The 21,147-nt window shown below is 73.1% G+C and carries 22 protein-coding genes; 8 read left to right on the forward strand and 14 right to left on the reverse strand.

All coding sequences use genetic code 11. The annotated features are described in order from the left end of the window. Window positions 1-33: 33 nt before the first annotated feature. A complete protein-coding gene (locus CFP65_RS34355) occupies window positions 34-705 on the forward strand; it encodes an NAD(P)H-binding protein (protein WP_104819839.1) in 672 nt (223 codons plus the stop codon). Here the strand turns inward: CFP65_RS34355 and CFP65_RS34360 are convergent. Further along, on the reverse strand, window positions 689-1,129 hold the full coding sequence (locus tag CFP65_RS34360) for a MarR family winged helix-turn-helix transcriptional regulator (RefSeq protein WP_104819840.1): 441 nt from the start codon (window positions 1,127-1,129) through the stop codon (window positions 689-691). The genes CFP65_RS34355 and CFP65_RS34360 overlap by 17 nt on opposite strands. Window positions 1,130-1,196: 67 nt before the next feature. On the opposite strand from CFP65_RS34360, the gene CFP65_RS34365 reads away from it, so the two are divergent. Then, window positions 1,197-1,583 carry a VOC family protein gene (locus tag CFP65_RS34365; RefSeq protein WP_104819841.1) on the forward strand — a complete coding sequence of 129 codons (387 nt, stop codon included), beginning with the start codon at window positions 1,197-1,199 and terminating at the stop codon, window positions 1,581-1,583. A 57-nt stretch (window positions 1,584-1,640) separates the two neighbouring features. After that, window positions 1,641-1,913, forward strand: coding sequence for a hypothetical protein (locus tag CFP65_RS34370; protein WP_104819842.1), 273 nt, complete (start codon window positions 1,641-1,643; stop codon window positions 1,911-1,913). A 51-nt stretch (window positions 1,914-1,964) separates the two neighbouring features. Here CFP65_RS34370 and CFP65_RS34375 read toward each other — a convergent pair whose 3' ends face one another. The 3 genes from CFP65_RS34375 to CFP65_RS34385 form a co-directional block, all read right to left on the reverse strand. Continuing rightward, complete coding sequence (locus CFP65_RS34375; protein WP_254552718.1) at window positions 1,965-2,195, reverse strand: hypothetical protein; 231 nt, start codon at window positions 2,193-2,195, stop codon at window positions 1,965-1,967. Between the two features lie 290 nt (window positions 2,196-2,485). Next, window positions 2,486-3,412 (reverse strand): M56 family metallopeptidase, encoded by a 927-nt coding sequence (locus tag CFP65_RS34380; protein ID WP_104819843.1) that lies wholly within the window; start codon window positions 3,410-3,412, stop codon window positions 2,486-2,488. A 2-nt stretch (window positions 3,413-3,414) separates the two neighbouring features. Next, on the reverse strand, window positions 3,415-3,837 hold the full coding sequence (locus tag CFP65_RS34385) for a BlaI/MecI/CopY family transcriptional regulator (protein WP_104819844.1): 423 nt from the start codon (window positions 3,835-3,837) through the stop codon (window positions 3,415-3,417). Between the two features lie 263 nt (window positions 3,838-4,100). Between CFP65_RS34385 and CFP65_RS34390 the strand changes: the two genes are divergently transcribed. Further along, window positions 4,101-4,679, forward strand: a complete 579-nt coding sequence (locus CFP65_RS34390) for a TerD family protein (protein ID WP_104819845.1) — start codon at window positions 4,101-4,103, stop codon at window positions 4,677-4,679. Here the strand turns inward: CFP65_RS34390 and CFP65_RS34395 are convergent. Further along, window positions 4,628-5,863 carry an MFS transporter gene (locus CFP65_RS34395; RefSeq protein WP_104819846.1) on the reverse strand — a complete coding sequence of 412 codons (1,236 nt, stop codon included), beginning with the start codon at window positions 5,861-5,863 and terminating at the stop codon, window positions 4,628-4,630. The genes CFP65_RS34390 and CFP65_RS34395 overlap by 52 nt on opposite strands. A gap of 67 nt (window positions 5,864-5,930) precedes the next feature. Between CFP65_RS34395 and CFP65_RS34400 the strand changes: the two genes are divergently transcribed. Continuing rightward, window positions 5,931-6,896, forward strand: a complete 966-nt coding sequence (locus tag CFP65_RS34400; protein WP_104821334.1) for a helix-turn-helix domain-containing protein — start codon at window positions 5,931-5,933, stop codon at window positions 6,894-6,896. Window positions 6,897-6,975: 79 nt separating this feature from the next. Here CFP65_RS34400 and CFP65_RS34405 read toward each other — a convergent pair whose 3' ends face one another. Beyond that, window positions 6,976-9,366 carry a germacradienol/geosmin synthase gene (locus CFP65_RS34405; RefSeq protein ID WP_158702499.1) on the reverse strand — a complete coding sequence of 797 codons (2,391 nt, stop codon included), beginning with the start codon at window positions 9,364-9,366 and terminating at the stop codon, window positions 6,976-6,978. Window positions 9,367-9,744: 378 nt separating this feature from the next. Between CFP65_RS34405 and CFP65_RS34410 the strand changes: the two genes are divergently transcribed. Further along, on the forward strand, window positions 9,745-10,239 hold the full coding sequence (locus tag CFP65_RS34410; protein WP_158702500.1) for a GNAT family N-acetyltransferase: 495 nt from the start codon (window positions 9,745-9,747) through the stop codon (window positions 10,237-10,239). Window positions 10,240-10,453: 214 nt separating this feature from the next. Then, on the forward strand, window positions 10,454-11,827 hold the full coding sequence (locus CFP65_RS34415; RefSeq protein WP_104819848.1) for an FAD-dependent oxidoreductase: 1,374 nt from the start codon (window positions 10,454-10,456) through the stop codon (window positions 11,825-11,827). A 31-nt stretch (window positions 11,828-11,858) separates the two neighbouring features. Here the strand turns inward: CFP65_RS34415 and CFP65_RS34420 are convergent, their stop codons facing one another. The 7 genes from CFP65_RS34420 to CFP65_RS34455 all read right to left on the reverse strand — a co-directional run bounded on the left by CFP65_RS34420 (window position 11,859) and on the right by CFP65_RS34455 (window position 17,820). After that, the gene (locus CFP65_RS34420; RefSeq protein ID WP_104819849.1) at window positions 11,859-12,224 is read right to left on the reverse strand and encodes a DUF6188 family protein; all 366 of its coding nucleotides are present in this window, start codon (window positions 12,222-12,224) and stop codon (window positions 11,859-11,861) included. A 240-nt stretch (window positions 12,225-12,464) separates the two neighbouring features. Continuing rightward, window positions 12,465-12,656, reverse strand: coding sequence for a DUF1508 domain-containing protein (locus CFP65_RS34425; RefSeq protein ID WP_104819850.1), 192 nt, complete (start codon window positions 12,654-12,656; stop codon window positions 12,465-12,467). Window positions 12,657-12,812: 156 nt separating this feature from the next. After that, window positions 12,813-13,520 carry an HAD family hydrolase gene (locus CFP65_RS34430; RefSeq protein ID WP_104819851.1) on the reverse strand — a complete coding sequence of 236 codons (708 nt, stop codon included), beginning with the start codon at window positions 13,518-13,520 and terminating at the stop codon, window positions 12,813-12,815. Window positions 13,521-13,600: 80 nt separating this feature from the next. Continuing rightward, window positions 13,601-14,125, reverse strand: a complete 525-nt coding sequence (gene pyrE, locus CFP65_RS34435) for an orotate phosphoribosyltransferase (protein ID WP_104819852.1) — start codon at window positions 14,123-14,125, stop codon at window positions 13,601-13,603. A gap of 77 nt (window positions 14,126-14,202) precedes the next feature. After that, the gene (locus CFP65_RS34440; protein WP_158702501.1) at window positions 14,203-15,600 is read right to left on the reverse strand and encodes an FAD-dependent monooxygenase; all 1,398 of its coding nucleotides are present in this window, start codon (window positions 15,598-15,600) and stop codon (window positions 14,203-14,205) included. A 159-nt stretch (window positions 15,601-15,759) separates the two neighbouring features. After that, complete coding sequence (sph, locus tag CFP65_RS34445) at window positions 15,760-16,761, reverse strand: sphingomyelin phosphodiesterase (protein WP_104819854.1); 1,002 nt, start codon at window positions 16,759-16,761, stop codon at window positions 15,760-15,762. Window positions 16,762-17,232: 471 nt separating this feature from the next. Continuing rightward, a complete protein-coding gene (locus tag CFP65_RS34455) occupies window positions 17,233-17,820 on the reverse strand; it encodes a 3'-5' exonuclease (RefSeq protein WP_104819855.1) in 588 nt (195 codons plus the stop codon). 111 nt (window positions 17,821-17,931) lie between these two features. Between CFP65_RS34455 and CFP65_RS34460 the strand changes: the two genes are divergently transcribed. Further along, a complete protein-coding gene (locus CFP65_RS34460; RefSeq protein WP_104819856.1) occupies window positions 17,932-18,240 on the forward strand; it encodes a putative quinol monooxygenase in 309 nt (102 codons plus the stop codon). Between the two features lie 66 nt (window positions 18,241-18,306). On the opposite strand, the gene CFP65_RS34465 is transcribed toward CFP65_RS34460, so the two are convergent. Further along, a complete protein-coding gene (locus tag CFP65_RS34465) occupies window positions 18,307-21,105 on the reverse strand; it encodes a right-handed parallel beta-helix repeat-containing protein (RefSeq protein ID WP_104819857.1) in 2,799 nt (932 codons plus the stop codon). Window positions 21,106-21,147: the final 42 nt, after the last annotated feature.

Raw genomic sequence — 21,147 nt, forward strand, 5'->3', positions numbered from 1 at the left:
CCGTGCGCCTGCCGGGGGCTGATCCTGGGGCGTATGGACGTGGTGATCGCTGGTGGACACGGCAAGATCGCGCTGCGGCTGGAGCGGTTGCTCGCCGGGCGCGGGGACACGGTGACCGGACTGATCCGGCGGGCCGGGCAGGCGGGGGCGTTGGAGGCCCTCGGCGCCCGGCCCGTGCTGTGTGACCTGGAGGCCGTGGCGGCGGCCGAGCTGGCGGAGGTGCTGCGGGGCGCCGACGCCGTGGTCTTCGCGGCCGGGGCCGGCCCGTCGAGCGGGAGCGCCCGGAAGGAGAGCGTGGACCGGGGCGCGGCGGCGCTGTTGGCCGATGCGGCCGAGCTGGCCGGGGTGCGGAGCTATCTGATGATCAGCTCGATGGGCCTCGGCGCCGCCGAGACGGATGCCGTGGACGAGGAGTTCCGGGTCTACCTGCGGGCGAAGGCCGCCGCCGAGGAGGACCTGCGGAGCCGGGCCGGCCTGGAGTGGACGGTGCTGCGGCCGGGCGTGCTGACCGATTCGCCCGGGGGCGGGTCGGTCCGGTTGGCGGAGCCGCCGGTGCCGATGGGGGAGGTCTCCCGGGACGACGTGGCGGCGGTGCTGCTGGCCCTGTTGGACGCGGGCCCGGCGGTGGCCGGCCTGACCCTGGAGCTGACGGTGGGCGGGGTGGGGGTGACGGCCGCCGTGGAGGCCCTCACGCGTGGGGCGTGAGGCGGCTCAGGAGGGTGTGGAGCTGGGTGCGCTCGGCGGGGGTGAGTGGGGCGAGGATCTCGTCCTGGACCTCTTCGGCCTCGGTGGTGAGGGTGGCGAGCAGGGCCAGGCCGGAGGGGGTGAGGGTGACGCTGAAGCGGCGGCGGTCGGTGGTGTCGCGGCTGCGTTCGACGTAGCCGGCGCTGCCGAGCTCGTCGAGGATCTTCACCACGTCGCTCGGGTCGATGGCCAGGCGGTCGGCGAGTTCGCGCTGCGCGTGCGGCCCGAAATCGGCGAGGGCGGCGAGGACGGCCATGTGCCAGAGCCGCAGGCCGCGGGCGGCCAGGCGGGTGGTGAGACGGGTGCGGGCGGCCTTGCCGGTCTTGGAGAGCAGGTAGGTGGTGAGATCCGTGAGGGTGGGCGGGGCCGTCCGCGGGTTCGTCATGTGAGCTATCGTAGGCGATCTCCAATCATTGGTGTTGTCCTATGGATATCTTGAGGGGCGGGGCGGGATGGACGCGTTGCATCCGCGGTTGCTGGTGGGGGATTTCGGGGCGAGCTTCCGGTTCTACGCGGCGGTGCTGCCCGAGCTGGTCGGGGCGGAGCTGGCGCGGGGTTCGGCCGAGGGGCCGTACGCGAGTTGGGACGTGGGCGGGGAGGGCGTGCTGGCGCTGTTCGACCGGGCCGGGATGGGCGGGGCGGGCGATTCCGGTGGGGGTGGGGGCGGGGTGATGCTGGTGAGCCGGGTGGCGGATGTGGACGCCGGGTACGGGCTCTGCCTGCGGCACGGCGCGGTCGGCGTGGCCGAGCCGGCGGACCGGCCGGAGTGGGGGCCTGGGCTGCGGGTGGCGCACCTGCGGGATCCGGAGGGGAACCTCTGGGAGCTGCAGGCGTACTGAGAACGGGAGCGGGGTGCGCGGCCGGGAGCCGTGGTGGGGTGGGTTAGCCTTCCCGGCATGAGCAGGGAGAACGTCATCGCGGTAGCCACGGCCGGGCAGCGGATCACCGGGTGGTGGCTGCTCTTCCCGTTCGCCTTCGGGGTGGCCGCCGTGCTGTGGGGGCTCTCCGTGGTGATCGGGTACAACTCGCTGACGGCCCGGATCGAGGAGCGCGCTCGTGACCGGGCCGCACAGCGCACGGTGAACAGGCTGGTCGGCTACGTCTTCCTCGTGCTCGGCGCCTTCATGGTGGTCTCCACGCTGGTGCAGGGCGTGGCCGAGCTGATCTGATCCGGGCGGTCCGGAGCCGCCGGTCAGGTGCCTGCGGTCAGGTGCTTTCGGTCAGGTGCCTTCGGTCTGGAGCAGGCGGAGGCGGGCGGGGTCGAAGGTGACCCAGTGGGGGGCCTGGCCGCTGCGGGGGACGCGGAGGCGGCACCAGCGGCGGCCGTCGGGGGCGTGCCACCAGGCGTTGATCCGGCCGAGCTGCCAACTGCCGTCCTCGTGATGGATCTCCACGGGCTGGTAGACCCGGTGGACCTCGGTCTCGGGGGGTGTCGGGGGCTGGATCGTCACGGGGCTCGACTCTACAGGGGTGTAGTAGGTGGGCCGGTCGGGGGCGGGGATAGCTCGTCACGTTCGGCAGGGGCCATGTGTCGGGCGCGGGCTCGGTGGACACGGCATGAAGAAGCTCACCATGCGGGTTCGGCGGCCGCGGTGGGACGGGGCGGAGTCGGCGAGGGACGGTCAGGCGTCGGGGTCGACTTCGGGGTGGGTGAACCGCACGGGCTTGCCGAGGGACCGGGCGTAGCCGATTTCGGCCCGGGTGCTGTCCCCGATGTAGTCGCCGACCACGAGCACGTCGTCTAGAGCGGGGTGGCGGCCTTGAGGACGAGGAGGAGGGCGATGGCCGCGTTGGTGGCGGAGGCGGCCGAGGCGGCGGTGCCGGCGGCGGCGATGAGGGTGGCCAGGGCGGTGGGGGTGTGGGGTGGGGGCCAGTGGTGGGACGGGGGGACGGGGGCGAGGAGGGCGGCCACGCGGCGGGGGACGGGGCCGGATTCGGCGAAGGCGGCGAGGCCGGGGTGGGGGGTGCGGTGGGTGTGCAGGGCGGCCTTGCCGACGGCGCGGGCGGTGAGGCGGCGGTCGCCGACGGCCTGGGCCGCGTCCTCGTCGGCCCAGCGTTCGGTGCCGAAGGCGACGGCGGTGCGCAGCGGGCGGAGGAAGGGGTTGAGGCCCGCCGCGAGTTGGGAGGTGAGCAGGAAGCGGTGGTGACGGCCGGTCAGGTGGGCCCGCTCGTGGGCGATCAGGGCCCGGCGTTCGGCCGGATCGAGGCAGTCGAGCATCCCGGTGGAGACCACCACCCGCCCCGGGGCGCCGGGCAGGGCGTACGCGTACGGGTCCGGATCGGGCAGCACGGCGAGGGTGGCCGGCAGGCCGGCCAGGGCGCGGCGGGCGCGGTGGCGGACGCGGTAGTGCCGGGCCAGGATCAGGCCGCAGCGGAGCAGGACGGCCGCGAGGGCGGCGATGGCCACCGTGCCGGAGACCTCGGCGTACGGCACGGCGGCCCGCACCTCGGGGTCGGACCAGCTGTCCGGCAGCGGGTTGCCCGGGAGTTGGGCGGTGCCGACCACCATCAGGAGGGTCAGGCAGAGCGTGCTGCAGAGCGCGAGCACCGCGCCGACGGCCGTGAGCAGGCGGGTGGTGGCCCGGGGGTGCAGGGAGTGGCCGGCCAGTCGGGCGATCGGCAGGGCCGTCAGGGGCAGGACGAGCGGGAGGAAGACGAAGACGCCCACGGTCAGCCCTGGCGGCCGTGCTCTTCGGGGCCGGCATCGGCGAGGAGGGTGCGGAGCAGCTCCTCGTCGTGCGGGAGCAGGGCCGAGACGAAGCTCGCCAGGACGGCGCCGCGGTCGTCCTCGCTGTCGAGCACGCGGCGCATCCGCAGCGCGGCCAGCCCGGCCTCGTCGGCGGCGGCCAGCCAGACGTAGGAGCGGCCCGAACGGCTGCGGGAGACGGCGCCCTTGGTGTGCAGGCGGGAGAGGATGGTGACCACGGTGGTGTAGGCGAGGTCGCCGTCGAGGTGCTGCTGCACCCAGCCGGCGGTGGCCGCGCCCGGGGCGCGGCGGAGGGCGCCGAGCACCTGGGCCTCCAACTCGCCCTGGCCGCGGCGGCGGGCGCGCTGGTGCCGCGCGGTGGCGGGGGCCGTCCTGTCCTCTCCCACGGGGCGGGCTCCCTCTCCGTCGACTGGGGTTCCCGGGCATCCTACCGAGCCAGGGGAAGGGGAAGGAGCGGAGCGGACCCGAGGCGGAGGGGCCGAAGGAGGGTGCGAGAGGGGAGGGGAAGGTGGGTGGGGGTGCGGCGCCGAGGCCGGGGTGTGGTGAATACCCGGGGGCGAGGAGGGGGCCAAGTCTCTACAGTGTTGTAGATTTCAGAGGCGGGCAGGCCGGGCATCGGGTCTGTCATCCGGAACACCAGGAGGGGACCGTGGGAGTCACACTCGCCAAGGGCGGCAACGTCTCGCTGACCAAGGAGGCGCCGGGGCTGACGGCCGTGTCGGTGGGCCTCGGGTGGCAGGCGCGTACCACCACGGGCGCCGACTACGACCTGGACGCGAGCGCGCTGCTCTGCGGGCCGACCGGGAAGGTCATCTCGGACCTGCACTTCGTGTTCTTCAACAACCTCAGCAGCCCGGACGGGTCCGTGCAGCACACCGGTGACGAGCTAGCCGGTGGCACGGGTGAGGACGACGACGAGACCATCAACGTGGACCTGTCGATGGTGCCCGCCGAGGTCGCGAAGATCGTGTTCCCGGTGTCGATCTACGAGGCCGACACCCGGGGCCAGACCTTCGGTCAGGTCCGCAACGCGTACATCCGGGTGGTCAACCGGGCGGACGGCCGCGAGCTGGCCCGCTACGACCTGACCGAGGACGCCTCCACCGAGACGGCGATGCTCTTCGGGGAGCTCTACCGGTACGGCGCGGAGTGGAAGTTCCGGGCCGTCGGGCAGGGCTACGCCTCCGGGCTGCGCGGGATCGCGCTGGACTTCGGCGTCAACGTCTGAGTCGGTGAAGGGAGTCGGCCCGGCGCCACGGGAGTGCGGAGGCGCCGGGCCAAGGTGAGGGTGACCGCGACGGAGAGCGCGGCCATCAGCGCCATCGTGCGGGCCGGGGTGAGGGCCGCCGCCAGGGCGCCCGCGAGGGCTGCGGCCAGCGCCTGGCAGCTGAGCATGCCCGAGGTGTGCAGGCCCAGGGCCTGGCCCCGGACTTCGGCCGGGGTGAGGGCCAGCAGCCGCTCCTGGAGCGGCAGGCTGACGCTGAAGCCGGCCGAGGCGAGCGCGACCAGGGCGAGGGCCGACGCCGGGGCGGGGTGCAGGGCGAAGGCCAGGTAGGGCGTGGCGAGCAGCAGCGGGGCGAGGGTCAGCAGCGGGCCGCGCCAGGCGGGCGGGACGAAACGGCCCATCAGGGTGTCGCCGGCCAGCATGCCGAGCGCCGAGGCCATGAAGAGCGCTCCCGCCGCCGCGCCCCCGTACGGGACGAACATCGCCTCCGCGCCCACGATCAGACCGTTCGGCAGCCAGAGCGCCAGGTAGACCGCGCGGACGGCCGGATCGGCCAGCAGGCGGCGGTTGACCCGCCAGGTGGCCGAGACCGAGGGCCGGCCGGTGGCCCGGGCCGGGCGGCGGCGCAGGCCGAAGCGGGCGATCAGGGCGCCGAGGGCGTACAGGCCCGCGCTGAGCAGCAGGGCCGCGCGGGGCGAGAGCAGGTGGATCAGGGCGGCGCCCAGGCCGTTGCCGAGGATCTGCACCACGCCGCTGGTCATGCTGAGCACCGAGCGCCCGAGCAGGTAGCCATCGGCCGGCAGGATCTCGGTGACCAGACCCCAACGGATCGCGCCGCCAACTGAGTTGACCAGGCCCACGAAGAGCACCAGGCCCAGCTGCGCCGCCACCGAGATGCCCGGCCGGGCGAGGACCAGGGCGGTGGCGGCGAAGATCAGGGCGAGGCCGGCGGTGGCCCGGCGCGGTGGCAGGTGGTCGCCGAGGGAGAGCAGGGTGGTGGCCCCGAGCACCTGGGCGAAGGAGGCCCCGTACATCGAGAGGGCGGCCAGCAGGGCCGAGCCGGTGCGGTCGAAGACCAGGGTGCCCAGGGCCAGGCCGGTCACCGTGCCGCCGGCCACCAGACAGGTGACCACGGCGAACAGGGCCGGGAATTCGGGGACTTGGAAGAGGGAGCGGTACGTGCGCATGGTGGGGAGTCTGGGGTCGGCCCGGTGGCGGCCCTAGAGTTTCGGCCAGGGACGAAAGGTGGGCTTCGTGGGGCTCTGGCTGGTGGATGCGGACGTGCTGGCGCGCAGCCGGTTCGTGCTGTCGCCGTTGATCGAGACGGTGGCCGCGCTGGGGGTGCTGAGCGACGAGCGGCCGGAGCCCTGGCAGCGGCCCTGGCTGGCGCGGCACAAGGCGGCGTACCGGACCTACCTGGCCGGGGATCCGGTGGCGCGGGCCTGGGTGGGGTCGGTGCTGCGGACGCGGTGGATGCCGGATTTCGTCGGGATGCCGCCGCGGCCCGGGGAGGGCGACTTCGCGGCGGAGTTGGCCCGCTTGCGGGCCACGCCGCCGGAGCGGGCGCTGGCGGAGGTGGTGTACGCCTGCCGGGGCGAGGTGCCGGAGGTGTTGCGGGAGGCCGAACTGGCCGACCGGATCGGCGACTTGCTGGAGTGGACCTGGGAGCAGGCGGTGCAGCCGGACTGGGAGCGGCGGGCCCGGGTCTACCAGGCGGACGTGGTGAGCCGGATCAGCCTGCTGGCCCGGGAGGGGTGGGCGGCGGCGGTGGCGGGGCTGCTGCCCCAGATGCGGTGGCTGGGGGACGGGCGGCTGCGGATCAACGAATCGGACCGGCCGGACCGGGACTTGGCGGGTGCCGAGCTGGTCTTCGTGCCGAGCAGCGCCCGGCGGGGGTGGGTGGCCTGGGACCTTCCGGAGCGGTACGCGGTGATCTATCCGGCCTCGGGGGTACTGGCTGCGCCGACGGGGGCTGCGGCGCCGGCGGCGCTCGGCCGGTTGCTCGGCGGCACCCGGGCGGGGTTGCTGGCGCGGCTCGAACCGCCGCACAGCACCAGCCAGTTGGCGGCGGTGACCGGGCTGGGGATCGGGACGGTGGGGGATCACCTGCGGGTGCTGCTGGACGCGGGGTTGGTGGCGCGACGGCGGTCGGGGGCGTCGGTGCTGTACTACCGGACGGAGTTGGGGGAGCGGTTGCTGGGGGCGGGCGCGGGGAGCTGAGGTCGCCGGGGCGGGAGGTGAGCAGGGACGGGCGAGGGGCCGCACCCGGGTGGGTCCGGCCCCTCGGGGGCTGGGTGGGTCAGGAGGCGGTGGGGAGGCGCGCGGCGGAGGTGCCGAGGCCGGTGGGGCCGGTGAGGAGGGTGGTGAGGGCCGCGACGGGCTCGGGGTCGGCGGTGGGGGCGGGTGCGGGAGCGGGAGCGGCCGGGGTGTGGGTCGGGGGCTTGGGGACGGAGGTGGCCACGGCGGGGCGGGGGTTGGGGATGCTGGTGGCGGGCGGGGTGGCGGGGGTGAGCTGGGCCATCAGGGTCTCCTCGTCGTAGCGGCGGCAGTGCTGGTGCCAGTGGAGGACGGCGGCCAGCCAGTCCTGGAGTTCGGCGGCGTGCTGGTCGAGGGCCCGGCGGGTCTCCTCCGGGAGGTCGAACTCCTCGTACATGGCCGGGAGGGCCGTACTGACCAGGTGTTCGAACTCGCGCATCCGGGAGTCCATCAGGTCGGCGACGATGTCGCGGGCCTCGGTGCGGGTGCAGTCGAAGAAGTTCTGCACGACCAGGACGGCGTTGTGCAGCTCGCCCTCGTACTGGAGCTCCTTCTGGTACGAGAACAGGTCGTTGGTGAGGCAGCCGTAGTCGGAGGCGGTCTTCTCCAGCGCCTGGACGGGGCGCAGGGCGAAGACCTCGTCCGGAACGGCGGGGCCGTGGCGGAGGCGGGCCAGGCCGATGGTGAGGTCGGAGCCAAAGGTGGCGCGCCGCATCTCGATGTAGTCGACCGGGTCGGGGATGCGGTTCTGGAACTGGTTGGTGAGCTCCCAGAGCCAGCTGGCCGTCATGGCCTCGACGGCCTCGCGGAAGCGGCGGCGGGTGGAGGGGGAGAGCGGCGCGGCGGTGCGCTCCCAGAGGTCGGCCAGGCCGCGTTCGAGCGCGGTGAGCGGGGCGGGCGCCGGGGTGCCGTCGACCGGCATGAGCTGGGCGAGGCGCTCGGTGCAGAGCTTGGCGCCGGCCAGGTCGAGGGTGCGGCCGAAGACGGCCGGGTAGTAGTCGTCGGCGTAGGTGCCCCAGGAGAGCCAGTCGGTGGCGAGGTCGAGCGCCTCCTGGTCGGAATCCGGGTCGATGCCCGCCGCGCAGAGGGCGAAGTCGTAGCCGCGCAAGGCCTGTTCGGTCCAGATCGGGCCGCCGGGCGCCTCGGGAACGGGGGCGAAGAAGCCCATCCGGGCGCACCACTCGACGGTGTGCTCGCGGGCACCCGGCAGGTGCGGGTTGTGCCGGACTGCGAAGGGCATCCGGAAGGCGGGCAGCGGGAGCGGGCCGGTGGGTTCGAAGGGCACGTGGGTGAAGGCGCGGGCCCGCTTGGGCAGCGAGGCGGCGATCGAATCGAACATCCGCACGGCCGAAGTGCCCAGGCCCGAAGGGAGGTTGGGCAGGTGGGCGAGGCCGGGGAGGGCGGAGAGCGCGGCGGCAGAGGTGTCCGTAGGGGCGTCGAGGACGGCTTGCTCGTTCATGTAGCGGCTGGAGCGCAGGTGCCACTCGTGGCCGCCGGACTGCCAGTCCTGGAGGCCCTTGGCGTAGGCGAGCACGGCCGCCCGGGCCAGTGGGTCGAGCCCGGCCTCCTGGAAGAGCGGGGGCAGCTCGGTGAGCGTGGTGTGCTCGAACTGCTGGAGCCGGGAGGTGAGCAGGTCGTTGACGGCCTCGGCGGCCTCCTGGGTGGGGCAGCCGAAGAAGCGCTCCAACACCAGGATGCCGTTGGAGAGTTCGCCCTCGTCGAGGATCTCGCGCTCGTAGCTGAAGATGTCGTTGCGCAGGTGGACGGCGTCCGAGAAGGTGTCCCGGAGCACCCGCAGGGGCCGGCTGAGGGCCACCTCGGCGGGCACCTCGGCGGTGGCGTGCTCGACCAGGCCGGCCGACCAGGGCGCGCCGCCGACCTTGCGGCGCATCTCGATGTACTCGACCGGGTTGGCCACCCGGCCGGCGTCGATGTTGGCCAGCTCCCAGAGCGACTCGTCGAGCAGGTGCTTGGTGGACTCCGCGAAGCGGGCCAGCCAGCTCTCCGACATCCCCGGCACGGTGCGGGCCCAGAGGTCGGCCAGGCCCTGCTCGACCTGGTTGGTCGGCTCGGGCACCGGTGCGCCGGGCTTGACCGGCATGAAGGCGGGCAGCCGGTCGAGGTACTCCTTGGCGCCCGCGTGGTCGAGGGTGCGCTTGAAGATGTCCAGGAAGTGGTCGTCGAAGAAGAAGACCCAGACGTACCAGTCGGTGATGAGCGAGAGCTCCTCGGCCGAGCAGTCCGGGTGGGTGTACGCGCAGAGCAGCGCGTAGTCGTGGGAGTCGAAATCCTGTTCGTCCCAGATGTTCGAGCCTTCGATCATTCCCATGGTGCGGGCCCACGCCTTGGTGTGGCTGCGGGCCGCTTCGAGGTGCGGGTTCAGCCGTGCGGGGTACGGCAGGTAGAAGTCGGGCAGCGTGAACGGCTGGGGCATCTGCCGAGGCGCCTTTCCGGTCCGGGGATTTGCTGCTCACGGTAGGGCGACAGTCGTACGAGCGGGTCGGATCAGCCCTACCTTCGCCCGAACGGGTGATGAGGGTGGCGGATGGTGGCGAACCCTGGCGAATTGTGGCATACGGCGGAATTGCTCGGACGGACGGAGTAATTCCGTGCCGGATGGCGTAAATCGAGTAGGACTAGGTCATGAATAGGCCGCACCGGTAATCGTTGGCAACGGAAAAGGAAATGGCTTGCCCGGGGCTCCCGGGCGTGGATATCCTCGCGTCCCATGAATGAAGCGCCAGTGCTCCAAGGGCGCGTTCCGGCCCGTGTGAAGAGCCTGAATACCTATGGCGGCCCACACGGTTCGCGAATGCAGCTGCCCCGGCTGACCAAACTGCCGACCGGTGTCATGACGGTCACCAGAATTGCCAAGATGGCCGATTATTCGGACGTTGCGAGCATGCACAGCCGCTGTTCCGTGCAGAGCCGGACCATACGGTATTTCGCCGCCACCACCCGGCCCTCGGCCCGGGACTGGTGGGAGCTCTGCGACCGCGACCAGGGCTTCACGCTGCTCACCACCCCCAAGGACTCCCGCCGGGTGATCGCCGTCACCAACGTGCTGCACACCCGTGAGGCCGGGGTGGCCGAGTTCGCCGTGCTGATCGAGGACGCCTGGCAGTCCCGCGGGCTGGGCACCGCGCTCGCCTCCTACGCGCTCGAATCGCTGCGGCGGCAGGGCGGCAAGGCGCTCACCGCCTCGGTGCTGTCGGTGAACGGGCGGGCCATGCGGATGCTGCGCCGGATCGGCGCGACCGGTCGGCCGGAGGGCGGCGAGGTGGACTTCCGGGTGGACTGCGACTGAGGTCTGCCGGTGGGTGCGGCGGCGCGGTGGTCGGTGCGGCTCCGGCGGCTGGTGCGGACGAGCGCACCGGCCGCCGGCCGTACCGGCCGTACCGCTTGTCGAGCTGACGGGGTGCCGGGATTGTCGGTCTGCGGAGGGCGGGTTTCGCGGGCCCCGCCGCCATGATGGGAGCCGGACTTTCGGAACACCGGAACAGAGCAGAGGGCGGTCGGGCATGACGGAGCATCTGGTGGTCATCGGCGGTGACGCCGCCGGGATGTCGGCGGCCTCGCAGGCGCGGCGGCGCCGGAGCGCCGAGGAGCTCCGGATCACCGCGTTCGAGCGCACCGGCTTCACCTCCTACTCGGCCTGCGGCATCCCGTACTGGGTCGGCGGCCAGGTGGCCGAGCGGGACGAGCTGATCGCCCGCACCCCCGAGCAGCACCGGGCCAACGGCATCGACCTGCGGACCGGCACCGAGGTGGTCGAGATCGACCGGGTGGGCAGGCGGGTGCGCAGCCGGGAGCTGGCCACCGGCGCGGAGGAGTGGACCTCCTACGACCGCCTGGTGATCGCCACCGGCGCCGAGCCGATACGCCCCGCGCTGCCCGGCTTCGACGCGCCCGGCGTACACGGCGTGCAGGACCTGGGCGAGGGTGGCGCGCTGCTCGACTCGCTGCGTACCGGCCCGCAGAGCGCCGTGGTGGTCGGCGGCGGGTACATCGGGGTCGAGATGGCCGAGGCGATGGCGCTGCGCGGCCTGAGCGTGACGCTGCTCAGCCGCTCCGCGGAGCCGATGCCCACGCTCGACCCGGAGCTGGGCCGACTGGTGCGGCTCGGCATGGAGAAGCTCGGCATCACCGTGGTGGCCGGGGCCGCCGCTGAGGAGGTGCTGCTCGGCGCGGACGGCCGGCCGCGCGCCGTGCGCAGCACCGAGGGCGAGCACCCCGCCGACCTGGTGGTGCTCGGGCTGGGCGTCCGGCCGCGCACCGAGCTGGCCCGGGCGGCCGGGTTCGCGCTCGGCGAGCACGGCGGGCTGCTGACCGACGAGACCATGCGGGTGGTCGGCACCGAGGAGGTGTGGGCCGGGGGCGACTGCGTCGAGGTGCTCAACCTGGTCTCCGGCACCCACCAGTACGTGGCGCTCGGTACCCACGCCAACAAGCACGGCCTGGTCGCGGGCACCACGATCGGCGGCGGCCGGGCCGCCTTCCCCGGCGTGGTCGGCACCGCGATCACCAAGGTCTTCGACCTGGAGATCGCCCGGACCGGCCTGAACGAGCGGGAGGCCGCAGCGGCGGGTCTGCAGGTCACCTCCGCCGTGATCGAGTCCACCGCGATCGCCGGGTACTACCCCGGCGCGGCCCTGATGACGGTCAAGATGCTGGCCGAGACCGGCACGGGCCGACTGCTCGGCGCGCAGATCGTCGGCGGCGCGGGCGCGGGCAAGCGGATCGACATCGCGGCGGTGGCGCTCACCGCCCGGATGACGGTCGGTCAGCTGATCTCGCTGGACCTGGCCTACGCCCCGCCGTTCTCGCCGGTCTGGGACCCGATCCTGGTGGCGGCCCGCAAGGTCGCGGGCAAGGTCGGGCAGGGCCCGGCCTGACGCACGATCCGGACGAACCGATGCCCCGTGATCAGGTGGTGTAGCCACCCGGGAGGGCCGTGAAGAGCGGGCCCGCCGGGTTGGCCACCTGCCAGGGCCGGTCGGTGGAGTCGGGCGGGACGGTCAGGGTCAGCCCGCTGTCGAGGGTGAGCACCAGAGCGCCCGCCAGGGTGGTGCCGGCCTCGGTGATCAGGCTGCCCGGCAGCCGCTTCAGGCCGCCGGTGGGGTGGGTGACCAGGCCCGGGTAGTAGTGCTCGACGCCGCGCGGGCCGGCCAGCCGGAAGTCGCCGGCGATCCGGATCAGCAGGCCGTCGGAGAGGTCGAGCAGCGGCTCGGGGCCGCAGCGGAGGGTCTCGATCCGGCGGCCGGTGAGCGCGGCGGAGAGTGACGGGGTCATGGCACCTCCCGGGAGTTGATCCATTGTGCCCCCTGCCCCGGCCCGGCGGCGAGGGGTGCGACCGGGTGAGACGTACGCCGCGGGGCGGCGCCGAGCGGGCCGTACGCCGAGCGGGCCGTACGCCGGGCGGGAGGTATGCCGGGCGGGCCGTACGCAGCGCGGGAGGTACGCCGAGGGGCGCGAGGGGCGGCGGCCGGAGTGGCCGCAGGCCCGTCGCGCCCCCTGGGCGGTGACCGGGTGCTACGCGGGTGCGGCGGCGGCCTCCTGGACCTGCGCGTACGGCGCGAGCTTGCGGATCGACTCGATGCTCTTCAGGCACAGCTCCTTCGACTCCTCCGGGGCACCGGTGAGCACGACCGAACCGTTGCTGGCCTTCAGCCGGAAGCGGTGCATGCCCGCCTCGTCGGTGTAGAGCTCGAACTTGCCTGCCATGGAGATTCACCTCTCGTGTGGGTAGCCCCCTCATGACGCACCGTAGGCCGGGCCGTGCACGGTCGCACGCCGACTGCTCCCCCGGAGGGACGGGCCGGCGGTCGGCCACGTGTGCGCGTGGGTGGCGCGCGAGGCCGGTGCTTCGGGGCAGCACCCTCAGTTGGTGATCAGGGTCGGGTCGCAGGCGGCGGGGACGACCTGGGACAGCGTCGAGAAGAACGGTCCCGGCCAGCCGTCCTCGCGGGCGTGTGCGTCGTTGATCGCCCAGTCGCCGGCCCGAAGCATGACTGCGGTCATTCCCTGCGCGGTCGCGCCGCTCAGTTCGTCGCCGCCGCCGTCGCCGACGTAGAGGCAATCGTCGGCCCGCGTGTCCAGGGCCCGGGCGATCCGGCGGAACAACTCCGGGTCCGGCTTCCTCCGCCTCTCCTGGCAGGACAGGACGACCGCATCGACCAGAGGTGCGATCGGCAGGGTCGGCCAGGTCTCGGCGAGTTCGATCGTGCAGTCGCTCAGGACCCCGATCCGAAGGCCGTCGTGGCGAAGGCGCTCCAGGGTGTCGAGCGCGTCGTCGCGAAAGACGAACAGCTCGCGCTGACAGGCGAGCCTGGCCGCTGTCGCGGCTGCCAGTGCTTCCTCGTCCGGGTCGACCCCGCAGCGCCGGGCCAGGGTCCGGAACGTCCGGGGCAGATCGCCGAGCGCCCCCACGGCCCGCTCCGGGAAGGACTCGTCAAGGGCCCGGCGCCACTGCTGCGTCGGGATCCCGAGCGGGGCCGCGCTGCGGGCCGCATGCGTGTCCCAGAGCCCGGTGGGGGTGCTGGGGGTCAGGGTGCCGAAGAAGTCGAAGATCACCGCGGAGAAGGGCATGGCCGGGACCCTATCGGCCGCACGACGCAGCGGGCCCGTCGACCATCGGTCGGCGGGCCCTGCCACGGCGGGAACGGAGATCAGGCAGAGGCACGCAGGTCGGTTGCCGTCAGCAGCGACAGCAGGTCGATCCCCTCCGCCTTGAGGGCCTCGGCGCCGCCCTGCTCGCGGTCGATGACGCAGAGGGCCGCACGGACATCGGCCCCCAGGGCCCGCAGATCGGCAGTGGAGAGCACGATCTGCCCACCACTCGTGACGACGTCTTCGACCACCAACACACGCCGGCCGACGATGTCCGCCCCCTCGGCCAGGCGGCAAGTGCCGTACTCCTTGGCCTGCTTGCGGACGAAAGCGCACGGCAGGCCGGTGTGCCGGCCGAGTGCGGTGACCACGGGGATGCCGCCCATCTCCAACCCCGCCAGCACCTCGACGTCGGCCGGCACCAGCGCGGCCATCTCCTTGGCGATGGCATCCAGGAGCACGGGGTCACCCTCGAAACGGTACTTGTCGAAGTACTCGGTGGCGGTCCGTCCCGATCGAAGGACGAACTCACCGGTGAGGTGGGAAACGGAATGAATACGACTGGCAAGCTCGGTACGCGTCACAGGCAACCAGTCTCCCAGCACGCCGCTGCGACCCCGCAGTCGGGGCGACCCAGAGCCGAGTGCGCTCGCCTCGCCGGTCAACCGGTGGGTGCCGGGGCGGGGTCGGGCTGCCTCCTGATGTTGTGTCGGGCGATCTTGGCGAGTACCGAGGGGTGCATCAGGAGAGAGGACGGGGCGGTCATGTTGGCCACCTTGACGAAGCGGGTCCAGACGTCGGGGTCGTGGCGGGCCAGGGCGAAGACCTGGCGGTTGTACCAGTGCGCGAAGCGGGCTGCCGCCGACCGGCCGGCCGGGCTCCACATCAGGTCCGAGGTGGTGGAGAGCGACCACGGCACCTTGATGATGGCGGCCGCCGTGCGCAGGTACTCCCGGCTCAGGCCGGTCAGGCCGGTGGTGTCCGAACGGCGGCGGCGGAGCAGGGTGGCGAGGGCGTCGGCCTCGACGGCGGCCACCGTCAGGCCCTGGCCGTAGACCGGGTTGAAGACGCAGAGGGCGTCGCCGATCGCGATCAGCCCCTCCGGCCAGCGGGGGTTGCGGTGGTGCTGGCGCCAGGTGCTGCCCGGGTTGGTGTAGCGGTGCACCTCCTCGTGGCTGCTGCGGCGGGCGATCTGCTCGGCAAGGCGCGGGTTGTCCAGGCTGCGCGCGTACGCCAGGAAGCCCTCCGGGTCGGTGGGCGGCTGCTGCTCGAAGCCGAACAGCGAGCAGACCCAGCGGCCGTGCTCCACGGCGAGCATCGCGCCGCCGCGCCGCACCGACGGCGCGAAGGTCATCTGGTAGGCGAGGTCGTACTCCTGCTCCTCGGCGGCCCGGTCGAAGACCATCGTGGTGTAGGTGATCTTCGCCCTCACCGTGTTCTTCGCCGACGCCGGGAGCCCGGCGCCGAGCAGCCAGGCGTCGATGGAGGTGCTGCGGCCCGAGGCGTCCACCACCAGGTCGGCGGTGACCTCCTGCTCGCCGTCCTCCTCGGTCCGGTACCGGACCCGGTCGATCCGGCCGCCCGGGCCCCGGCCCAGACCCAGCACCCCGGCCCCGCCGACCACCCGGACCGGCTCCAGGTCGAGCACCCGCCCCCGGATCCGGCGCTCCAGCTCGTCCCGGGTGAAGGACTGCACCAGCACGCCGGTGCCGGTGCGGACGGCGTAACCGGTGGGCAGCAGGAAGCTGATCCGCTCCCCGTAGTCGAAGACCGGGGCGCCCAGCTGCTCCAACTCCGTGCGCAGGCCCGGGAAGAGCTTCTCCAGCACCTCCGCGCCCTTGGCCAGCATCGCGTGGGCGTGGTACGCCTGCGGGGCGCTCGGGTGGGCACCGGTCTCCCGGCCCACCACGTCCCGCTCCAGCACCAGGACCTCGGTGAAGTGGTCGGCCAGCGCCCGGCCCGCCAGCAGACCGGCGAAGCCGCCGCCGATCACCACCGCCCGTCCCCAGCCCGAGCCGCCCCCACCCGGAGCCCGGGTGCCCTGCTCGACCTCTGCCATGCCGCTGCCCACCCAATCAGACCAGCAGCGGCCCGATCCGGCCGCTGTCCGGACCAGCTCAGCGCGTCGTACGGGGACGATCAAGGCACGCAGGGAGGCGTGCGGGAGCACGGGGGCGGCGCACGGTCCTGCGCGGTGCGCGCGCCGAGCCCTTCGGGGTCAGCCGGCGACCACCGGGTAGTGGTCGGAGAGGTCGGAGTAGGTGTAGCTCCTGCCCCAGCTGGAGACCGTCCACGGGGCGGAGTGGAAGCGGACCACCTGGTCGGTGTACTGCGGCGGCCGGGCGTGGTCGGCGCGGTAGAGGACGTAGTCGATGTCCTCCTTGGCGTCGTTCGGGTAGCGGTCGTGCGCGATGGAGTTGTCGGCGGTGTCGAAGGAGTACGGCCAGCCGGTGCGGGCCGTGGCCGGGGCGACGTCGGCCGTGGCGAGCATGGCCGGGTACTCGGGGCCGCGGGAGTCGATGTTGAGGTCGCCGACCAGCAGGACCGGCTCGTTCGCCGGGATGTTCCTGCCGTCCACGAAGGCGCGCATGGCGGCCAGCTGCGCCGTACGGATCTGGGCCGGCTGGCCGCTGCGGCAGCCGGAGTCGGTGGACTGGAGGTGGGTGCCCAGCACGTGCGTCCGGACGCCGTCGACGTTTAACACCGCATAGAGGAAGCCCTTGTTGGAGTACCAGTCTGAGCCGCAGGCGTCCTTGTACACGTACTGCTCGCGGTGCAGGATCGGCCACTTGCTGAGCAGCACCACGCCGCCGTCCTCGGGCGTGGTCGAGCTGTACGAGCCGCTGGTCGCGTCCCAGCCGGCGGTCGAGCGGCCGACCACGGGCGTGTGGTACGGGTAGGCCGCCGAGGCGGCCGACACCAGGCGGTCCGAGGCGCTGTTGTCGAACGCCTCCTGGAGCACCACCACGTCGTGGCCCTGGAAGACCGGGGCGGCGGCGATCGCGTCGGCGCGCAGCTGCTGGCCCCAGTTGGGGTAGAGGTTGGTGCTCATCAGGAAGGTGTTGTAGGTGAGCACGTTAAGGGCGGGGACGGGGGAGAGGGCGGAGGCGGGGGTGGGGGCCTGCGGCGCCTCGGCGAGGGTCGGGGTGGCGGGGGCGGCGAACAGCGTGGCGGCGGCCGTGGCCGCGGCGGACGCGAGGGCGAGGACGGTCTTGGACACGAGGTCTCCGGGGGTGGTGGCCGAGGGATGTTGTGCAGTCAACTCGGCGTCGGCCACCGGCTACAAGACTTCGGACGATCATCGGGTGAACCCGTCCGGAACTCGCTCGACCTACCCGGTGGTAGCGGGGTCTATCGGGAGGGTCTGCGCTGGTGCCCTGCGCCCGTGCCGCGGACCCGAGTTGGGCCAGTCCGACCGGACTGAAATCGGTGGCCAGCACCTCGAAGCCCAGGCGGGCGAAGTACAGCGCGTCCCGCCCGTGCCCGGCCCCGAGCTCCAGCACCTCCCGCGCGCCGGCCGCGCGGAAGACCTCCGCCGCGTGCACCGCCGGCGCGGAGGGCTCCTCGCCGTACATGGTGGGGTGGGTGCTGTGGGTGCTCTCCCAGTGCGCGCGCTGCGCGCCCGCCAGGTCGGGGGTGCGGGGATGGGCTCGGTCATGGCGCTCTCTGCCGGGGGCTGTGCGGAGCCGGCCTAGGCGGGGGCGGACGGCCAGGCGTTGCGGGCGAGGAGGTCGAGGACGAGGGCGGCGATGTTCCAGGCGTCGTCCTCGCCACGGTGGTGGCGGCCTTCGAGGGGGAGGCCGGCGAGGTGGAGGGCCTGGGCCATGCCGGGCTTCTTGGGGAGGCCGTAGGCCGTGGCGAAGACGGCCTTGGCGTTGGTGTGGGTGCGTTCGGTCGGGTAGCCGAAGGGGTAGAGCACGCCGTCGGCCTGGCTCTGGCGGGCGAACTGGCGGCGGTCGTACTCGCCCCAGCTGGCCCAGGGTCGGCCGGCTGCGCCATGCTCCTCGGTGAGGATGCGGCAGGCCTCGGCGAAGGTGACGCCCTGTCGGACCTCGGCCTGGGTGAGGCCGGTGAGCTCGGTGCAGAACGCGCTCACGGAGGAGCGGGTGGGTCGGACCAGGATCCGGTGCCGGGAGATCCGGCGGGCCGCCGGTACGTCCACCACGGTGAGGCCGATCTCGATGATCTCCGAGACGGAGCCGGGCGGCGGCTGCCCGTCCCAGCAGGTGGCTTCGAGGTCGATGACGTTGAGGAGGGCGGCGGGTGATGGGTGGGCCATGCGGCCGAGGGTAGGGGCGGGGCTGGGGGGCGGCACGTCATTTTCGGGTGCGTGATCTCGGTGGGCGGGACGTGACCGCCGGGGGTGGGCCGGCTGGCTAGGCTGCCGCGCATGTCGCAGCAGCAGCCCGTGAGACTCGTCATCCTGATCACCACCCAGCCGGGCCGGGGCCCCGAGCAGGTCGCCGCGTACGAGCGGCTCGCGCCGCTGGTGCGGGCGGAGGAGGGGTGCCTCCAGTACGACCTGCACCAGGTGAGCGGCTCCGCCGAACGGTTCGTGCTGATCGAGCGGTGGGCCTCCGAGGAGGCGCTCGCCGCCCACGACCTGACGCCGCACATGATCGCGGCCGACGCCGCGAGCCCCGCGTTCCGGGCCGGGCCGGCCGAGGTGATCCGGTTGGTGGACGGGGCGCTGGCCTGAACGGCCGTTGCCGCGTCGACGGGCCGTCACCTCAGCCGAGGTGACGGCCCGTCGGTCGGTCCTTGGCTACTGCTTCACGAAGTAGCCGAACAGGTCGGCGACGACCTGGGTGCTGCCGCTGAAGTTGTAGACGTCGAACTTCCCGGCCGGACTCAGCGGCGTGGTCACGTGGTTCGGCACGGTCTCCCCGGCGAGGAAGTTGAGGTTGCTCGTGCCCGGGCGGGCCGCGCCGTCGGCCCACACCGTCAGGTACCCCGGGTTGGTCGGTGCGGTGGCCGTCACGTTCAGCACCGCGCCGGTGGCCCCGGCCGGTGCCCCGGCGGACACGGCGATGGAGCCGCCCGCGCCGAGCGGGCCGTGGCCGGCGCCTCGGGTGTCGACCAGCCGCACCGGCGTGGTCGGCCGGAACAGGCTCTGCCCGCTCGGGCTGTAGTAGCCGAAGAGGTCGACCACGGCGTCCGCGCTGCCGGCGAAGTTGCTCAGCCGCACCTTCCCGTCCGCGCCGATCGGCACCAGGACCTGGTTCGCCACGGTCTGCCCGGCCGCGAGGTTCAGGTTCGAGGTGCCGGTCGGCTTCCCGGCCTCGGGGTATAGCGAGAAGTACCCCGGCCTGGTGCCCCTGGTCGCCGTCACGTTGAGCACGGCCGCCGTGGCGTCGGCCGGCACCCCGTGCTGACCGCGGACCTGCAGCTCGACGGGCGCACCGGCCTGGACCGCGTGCTGGCCCGGGGCCCGGGTGTCGAGCAGCCGGGTGGGCGCCTGGGCGGTGAAGCGGTCACCGATGACGCCCTCGTTGGTGGTGCCCTGGTAGTAGCCGAACAGGTCGGCCACCACGTCGGTGTTCCCGCTGCTGTTGAAGAAGGTGACGGAGCCGTCGGCGTTGACCGGCACGGTCACCAGGTTCGGCACGACCTGCCCGCCGGTGAAGTTGACGTTCGAGGTCTTCGGCCGGTCCGCACCGGCGGGGTAGACCGTCAGGTAACCACCACCGCCGTGGTTGACCGCCGTCACGTTGAGCACCACGGCCTGCGGCATCGGGGAGAGCGAGGGCCCCACCCGCCAGGTCAGCGACTGCCCCGGCCCGAGCGTGCCCCCTCCGCTCCGGGTGTCCAACACCCGCGAGGGCGTCACGGCGTGGAAGGCACCCAGCTGGTACCTGGCGTGCACCACCTGGGTGGTCCTCGCCGTCCGGCCGCCGCTGTCGGCCACCGTCATGGTGACGGTGTAGTCGCCCTCCTGCCGGTACTGGTGCCGGCCGCCCCAGCCCTTCGCCTGGGCGGTGCCGTCCCCGTAGTCGAAGGTGTAGCCCGCGATGCTCCACGGCGTGGACGAATCCCCGCCCGAGAAGAAGTAGTCGAGCGGTCCCAGTCCGTCGGTGACCGACATCTTCGCCACCAGTGGCGCGTCGGCGGTGACCAGCACCGCGCCCCCGTAGCTCAGCACGTCGCCGTTGGCCAGTAGGACGCGGACCGACGCGTTGTAGAGACCGACGGCGGTGTACGCGTGCTGCACCGAGCCGTCCGTGGTGGCCACGGGCTGCGTACCGTCGCCGAAGTCGTACCGGTACGAGACCACCGGGGACCAGGTCGCCTCGGGCTTGCCGGTGAGCGTCACGGTGCCGCCGACTGGCGCCTTGGGCTGGTCCAGCAGTTGGTGGAAGAGGTCGTTCGAGGTGGTGAACTCGTACGCACCGCGGTCGAGGTAGCCCACCCCGGTACCGGAGTCGGCGTCGTTCGGGTCGTCGATGCGGTGGTAGCCGTAGACGTCCGTGTCAGTGGCGCCGGGCGCGTTGGCATCGGCCGAGTCGATCGCCGGCGAGCCCTCCCGTAGGTCCAGCTCCGCCCCGTACCCGGGGTCGGCCGTCAGGTCGTGGGTGCCCTGGCCGGCCACCGCCTTGGCGAAGGCCGCCGAGGTGGCGTAGGTCTGACCGCCCCAGCTGTAGCCCGGCAAGCCCCGGACCGGGTCGACCAGGTTGTAGTCGACCTTCGTCCCGGCAGTGGAGGCCGCCGAGACGGTCAGGTTCACCCCGGCCGAGGGCTGGCCGCAGGACTGGTGGTCGGCCGCGTACGCGGTGGCCGCGAGGACGTTGTTCTCCACCACCGCGTTCCCCGAGGCGCCCAGCAGCGCGATGGCCGGCCCGCACACGGTGTCCACGGTGTTGCCGGTGACCACCGCGCCGGGCGCGTCGGTGATCTGCACGCCGTCGCCCGCCGGGTCCTCGATGGAGTTCCCGTTCACCAGGACGCCGGAGATCCCGGCGTCCACCACGACCGAAGTCCGGCCGCCGTGCAGCTTGTTGCGGGTGATGCCCACCCCGCTCGTCGCCCCGCTCACCCGCACGGCGGCGGTGGACGGCGAGCTGTCACTCCCCGAGTAGGCCTCGTTCCCCTCCAGCGTGACCCGGGTGGCGTCGCTGACCACGAAGCCCTCCCCGGTGGTCTCCGTGGTGAACCCCGAGATCCGGATGTCCTGCACGCCCTTGAGTACGAAGCCGTTCGCCATCCGCCCGCCGCCGGACCGGTCGATCCCGACCCTCGGCGGGTTCGTACCCCGGACCAGCCGGGTGGCGCCGAGGAAGGTGATCGGCTTGCCCGGTGCGCCCGAGTGCGTGATGGTCACGGTCTCGTCGTAGTTGTCGCCGGCGACCTGCACGGTCTGCCCGGGCTGCGCCGCGTCGGCCGCGGCCTGGATGGTGCAGTACGGCTGCTGCTTCGTGCCCGCGTTCGCGCCGATGTCGGCGCAGTGCGCGGAGGTGCTCTGGTCGACGTACAGCGTCGACGAATCCGCCACGGCCAGCCCGGGCATCCCGATGCCCAGGACGACACTGGTGGCGGAGGCGAGGCCGGCGAAATTACGCAGGCGCACGATGACCCCCTGATGAGTTCTGAGTCCGCGCCCGGCCGAGCC

It is taken from the genome of Kitasatospora sp. MMS16-BH015 (assembly GCF_002943525.1).
In the GTDB taxonomy this organism is placed as follows: domain Bacteria; phylum Actinomycetota; class Actinomycetes; order Streptomycetales; family Streptomycetaceae; genus Kitasatospora.

Coding starts and splice junctions, on each gene's coding strand:
- CFP65_RS34405 (WP_158702499.1), bottom strand. CDS start 9,366: ATGCCCCAGCCGTTCACGCTGCCCGACTTCTACCTGCCGTACCCCGCA.
- CFP65_RS34355 (WP_104819839.1), top strand. CDS start 34: ATGGACGTGGTGATCGCTGGTGGACACGGCAAGATCGCGCTGCGGCTG.
- CFP65_RS34425 (WP_104819850.1), bottom strand. CDS start 12,656: ATGGCAGGCAAGTTCGAGCTCTACACCGACGAGGCGGGCATGCACCGC.
- CFP65_RS34460 (WP_104819856.1), top strand. CDS start 17,932: ATGTCGCAGCAGCAGCCCGTGAGACTCGTCATCCTGATCACCACCCAG.
- CFP65_RS34410 (WP_158702500.1), top strand. CDS start 9,745: ATGCAGCTGCCCCGGCTGACCAAACTGCCGACCGGTGTCATGACGGTC.
- CFP65_RS34395 (WP_104819846.1), bottom strand. CDS start 5,863: ATGCGCACGTACCGCTCCCTCTTCCAAGTCCCCGAATTCCCGGCCCTG.
- CFP65_RS34365 (WP_104819841.1), top strand. CDS start 1,197: ATGGACGCGTTGCATCCGCGGTTGCTGGTGGGGGATTTCGGGGCGAGC.
- CFP65_RS34440 (WP_158702501.1), bottom strand. CDS start 15,600: ATGGCAGAGGTCGAGCAGGGCACCCGGGCTCCGGGTGGGGGCGGCTCG.
- CFP65_RS34415 (WP_104819848.1), top strand. CDS start 10,454: ATGACGGAGCATCTGGTGGTCATCGGCGGTGACGCCGCCGGGATGTCG.
- CFP65_RS34455 (WP_104819855.1), bottom strand. CDS start 17,820: ATGGCCCACCCATCACCCGCCGCCCTCCTCAACGTCATCGACCTCGAA.
- CFP65_RS34430 (WP_104819851.1), bottom strand. CDS start 13,520: ATGCCCTTCTCCGCGGTGATCTTCGACTTCTTCGGCACCCTGACCCCC.
- CFP65_RS34420 (WP_104819849.1), bottom strand. CDS start 12,224: ATGACCCCGTCACTCTCCGCCGCGCTCACCGGCCGCCGGATCGAGACC.
- CFP65_RS34360 (WP_104819840.1), bottom strand. CDS start 1,129: ATGACGAACCCGCGGACGGCCCCGCCCACCCTCACGGATCTCACCACC.
- CFP65_RS34370 (WP_104819842.1), top strand. CDS start 1,641: ATGAGCAGGGAGAACGTCATCGCGGTAGCCACGGCCGGGCAGCGGATC.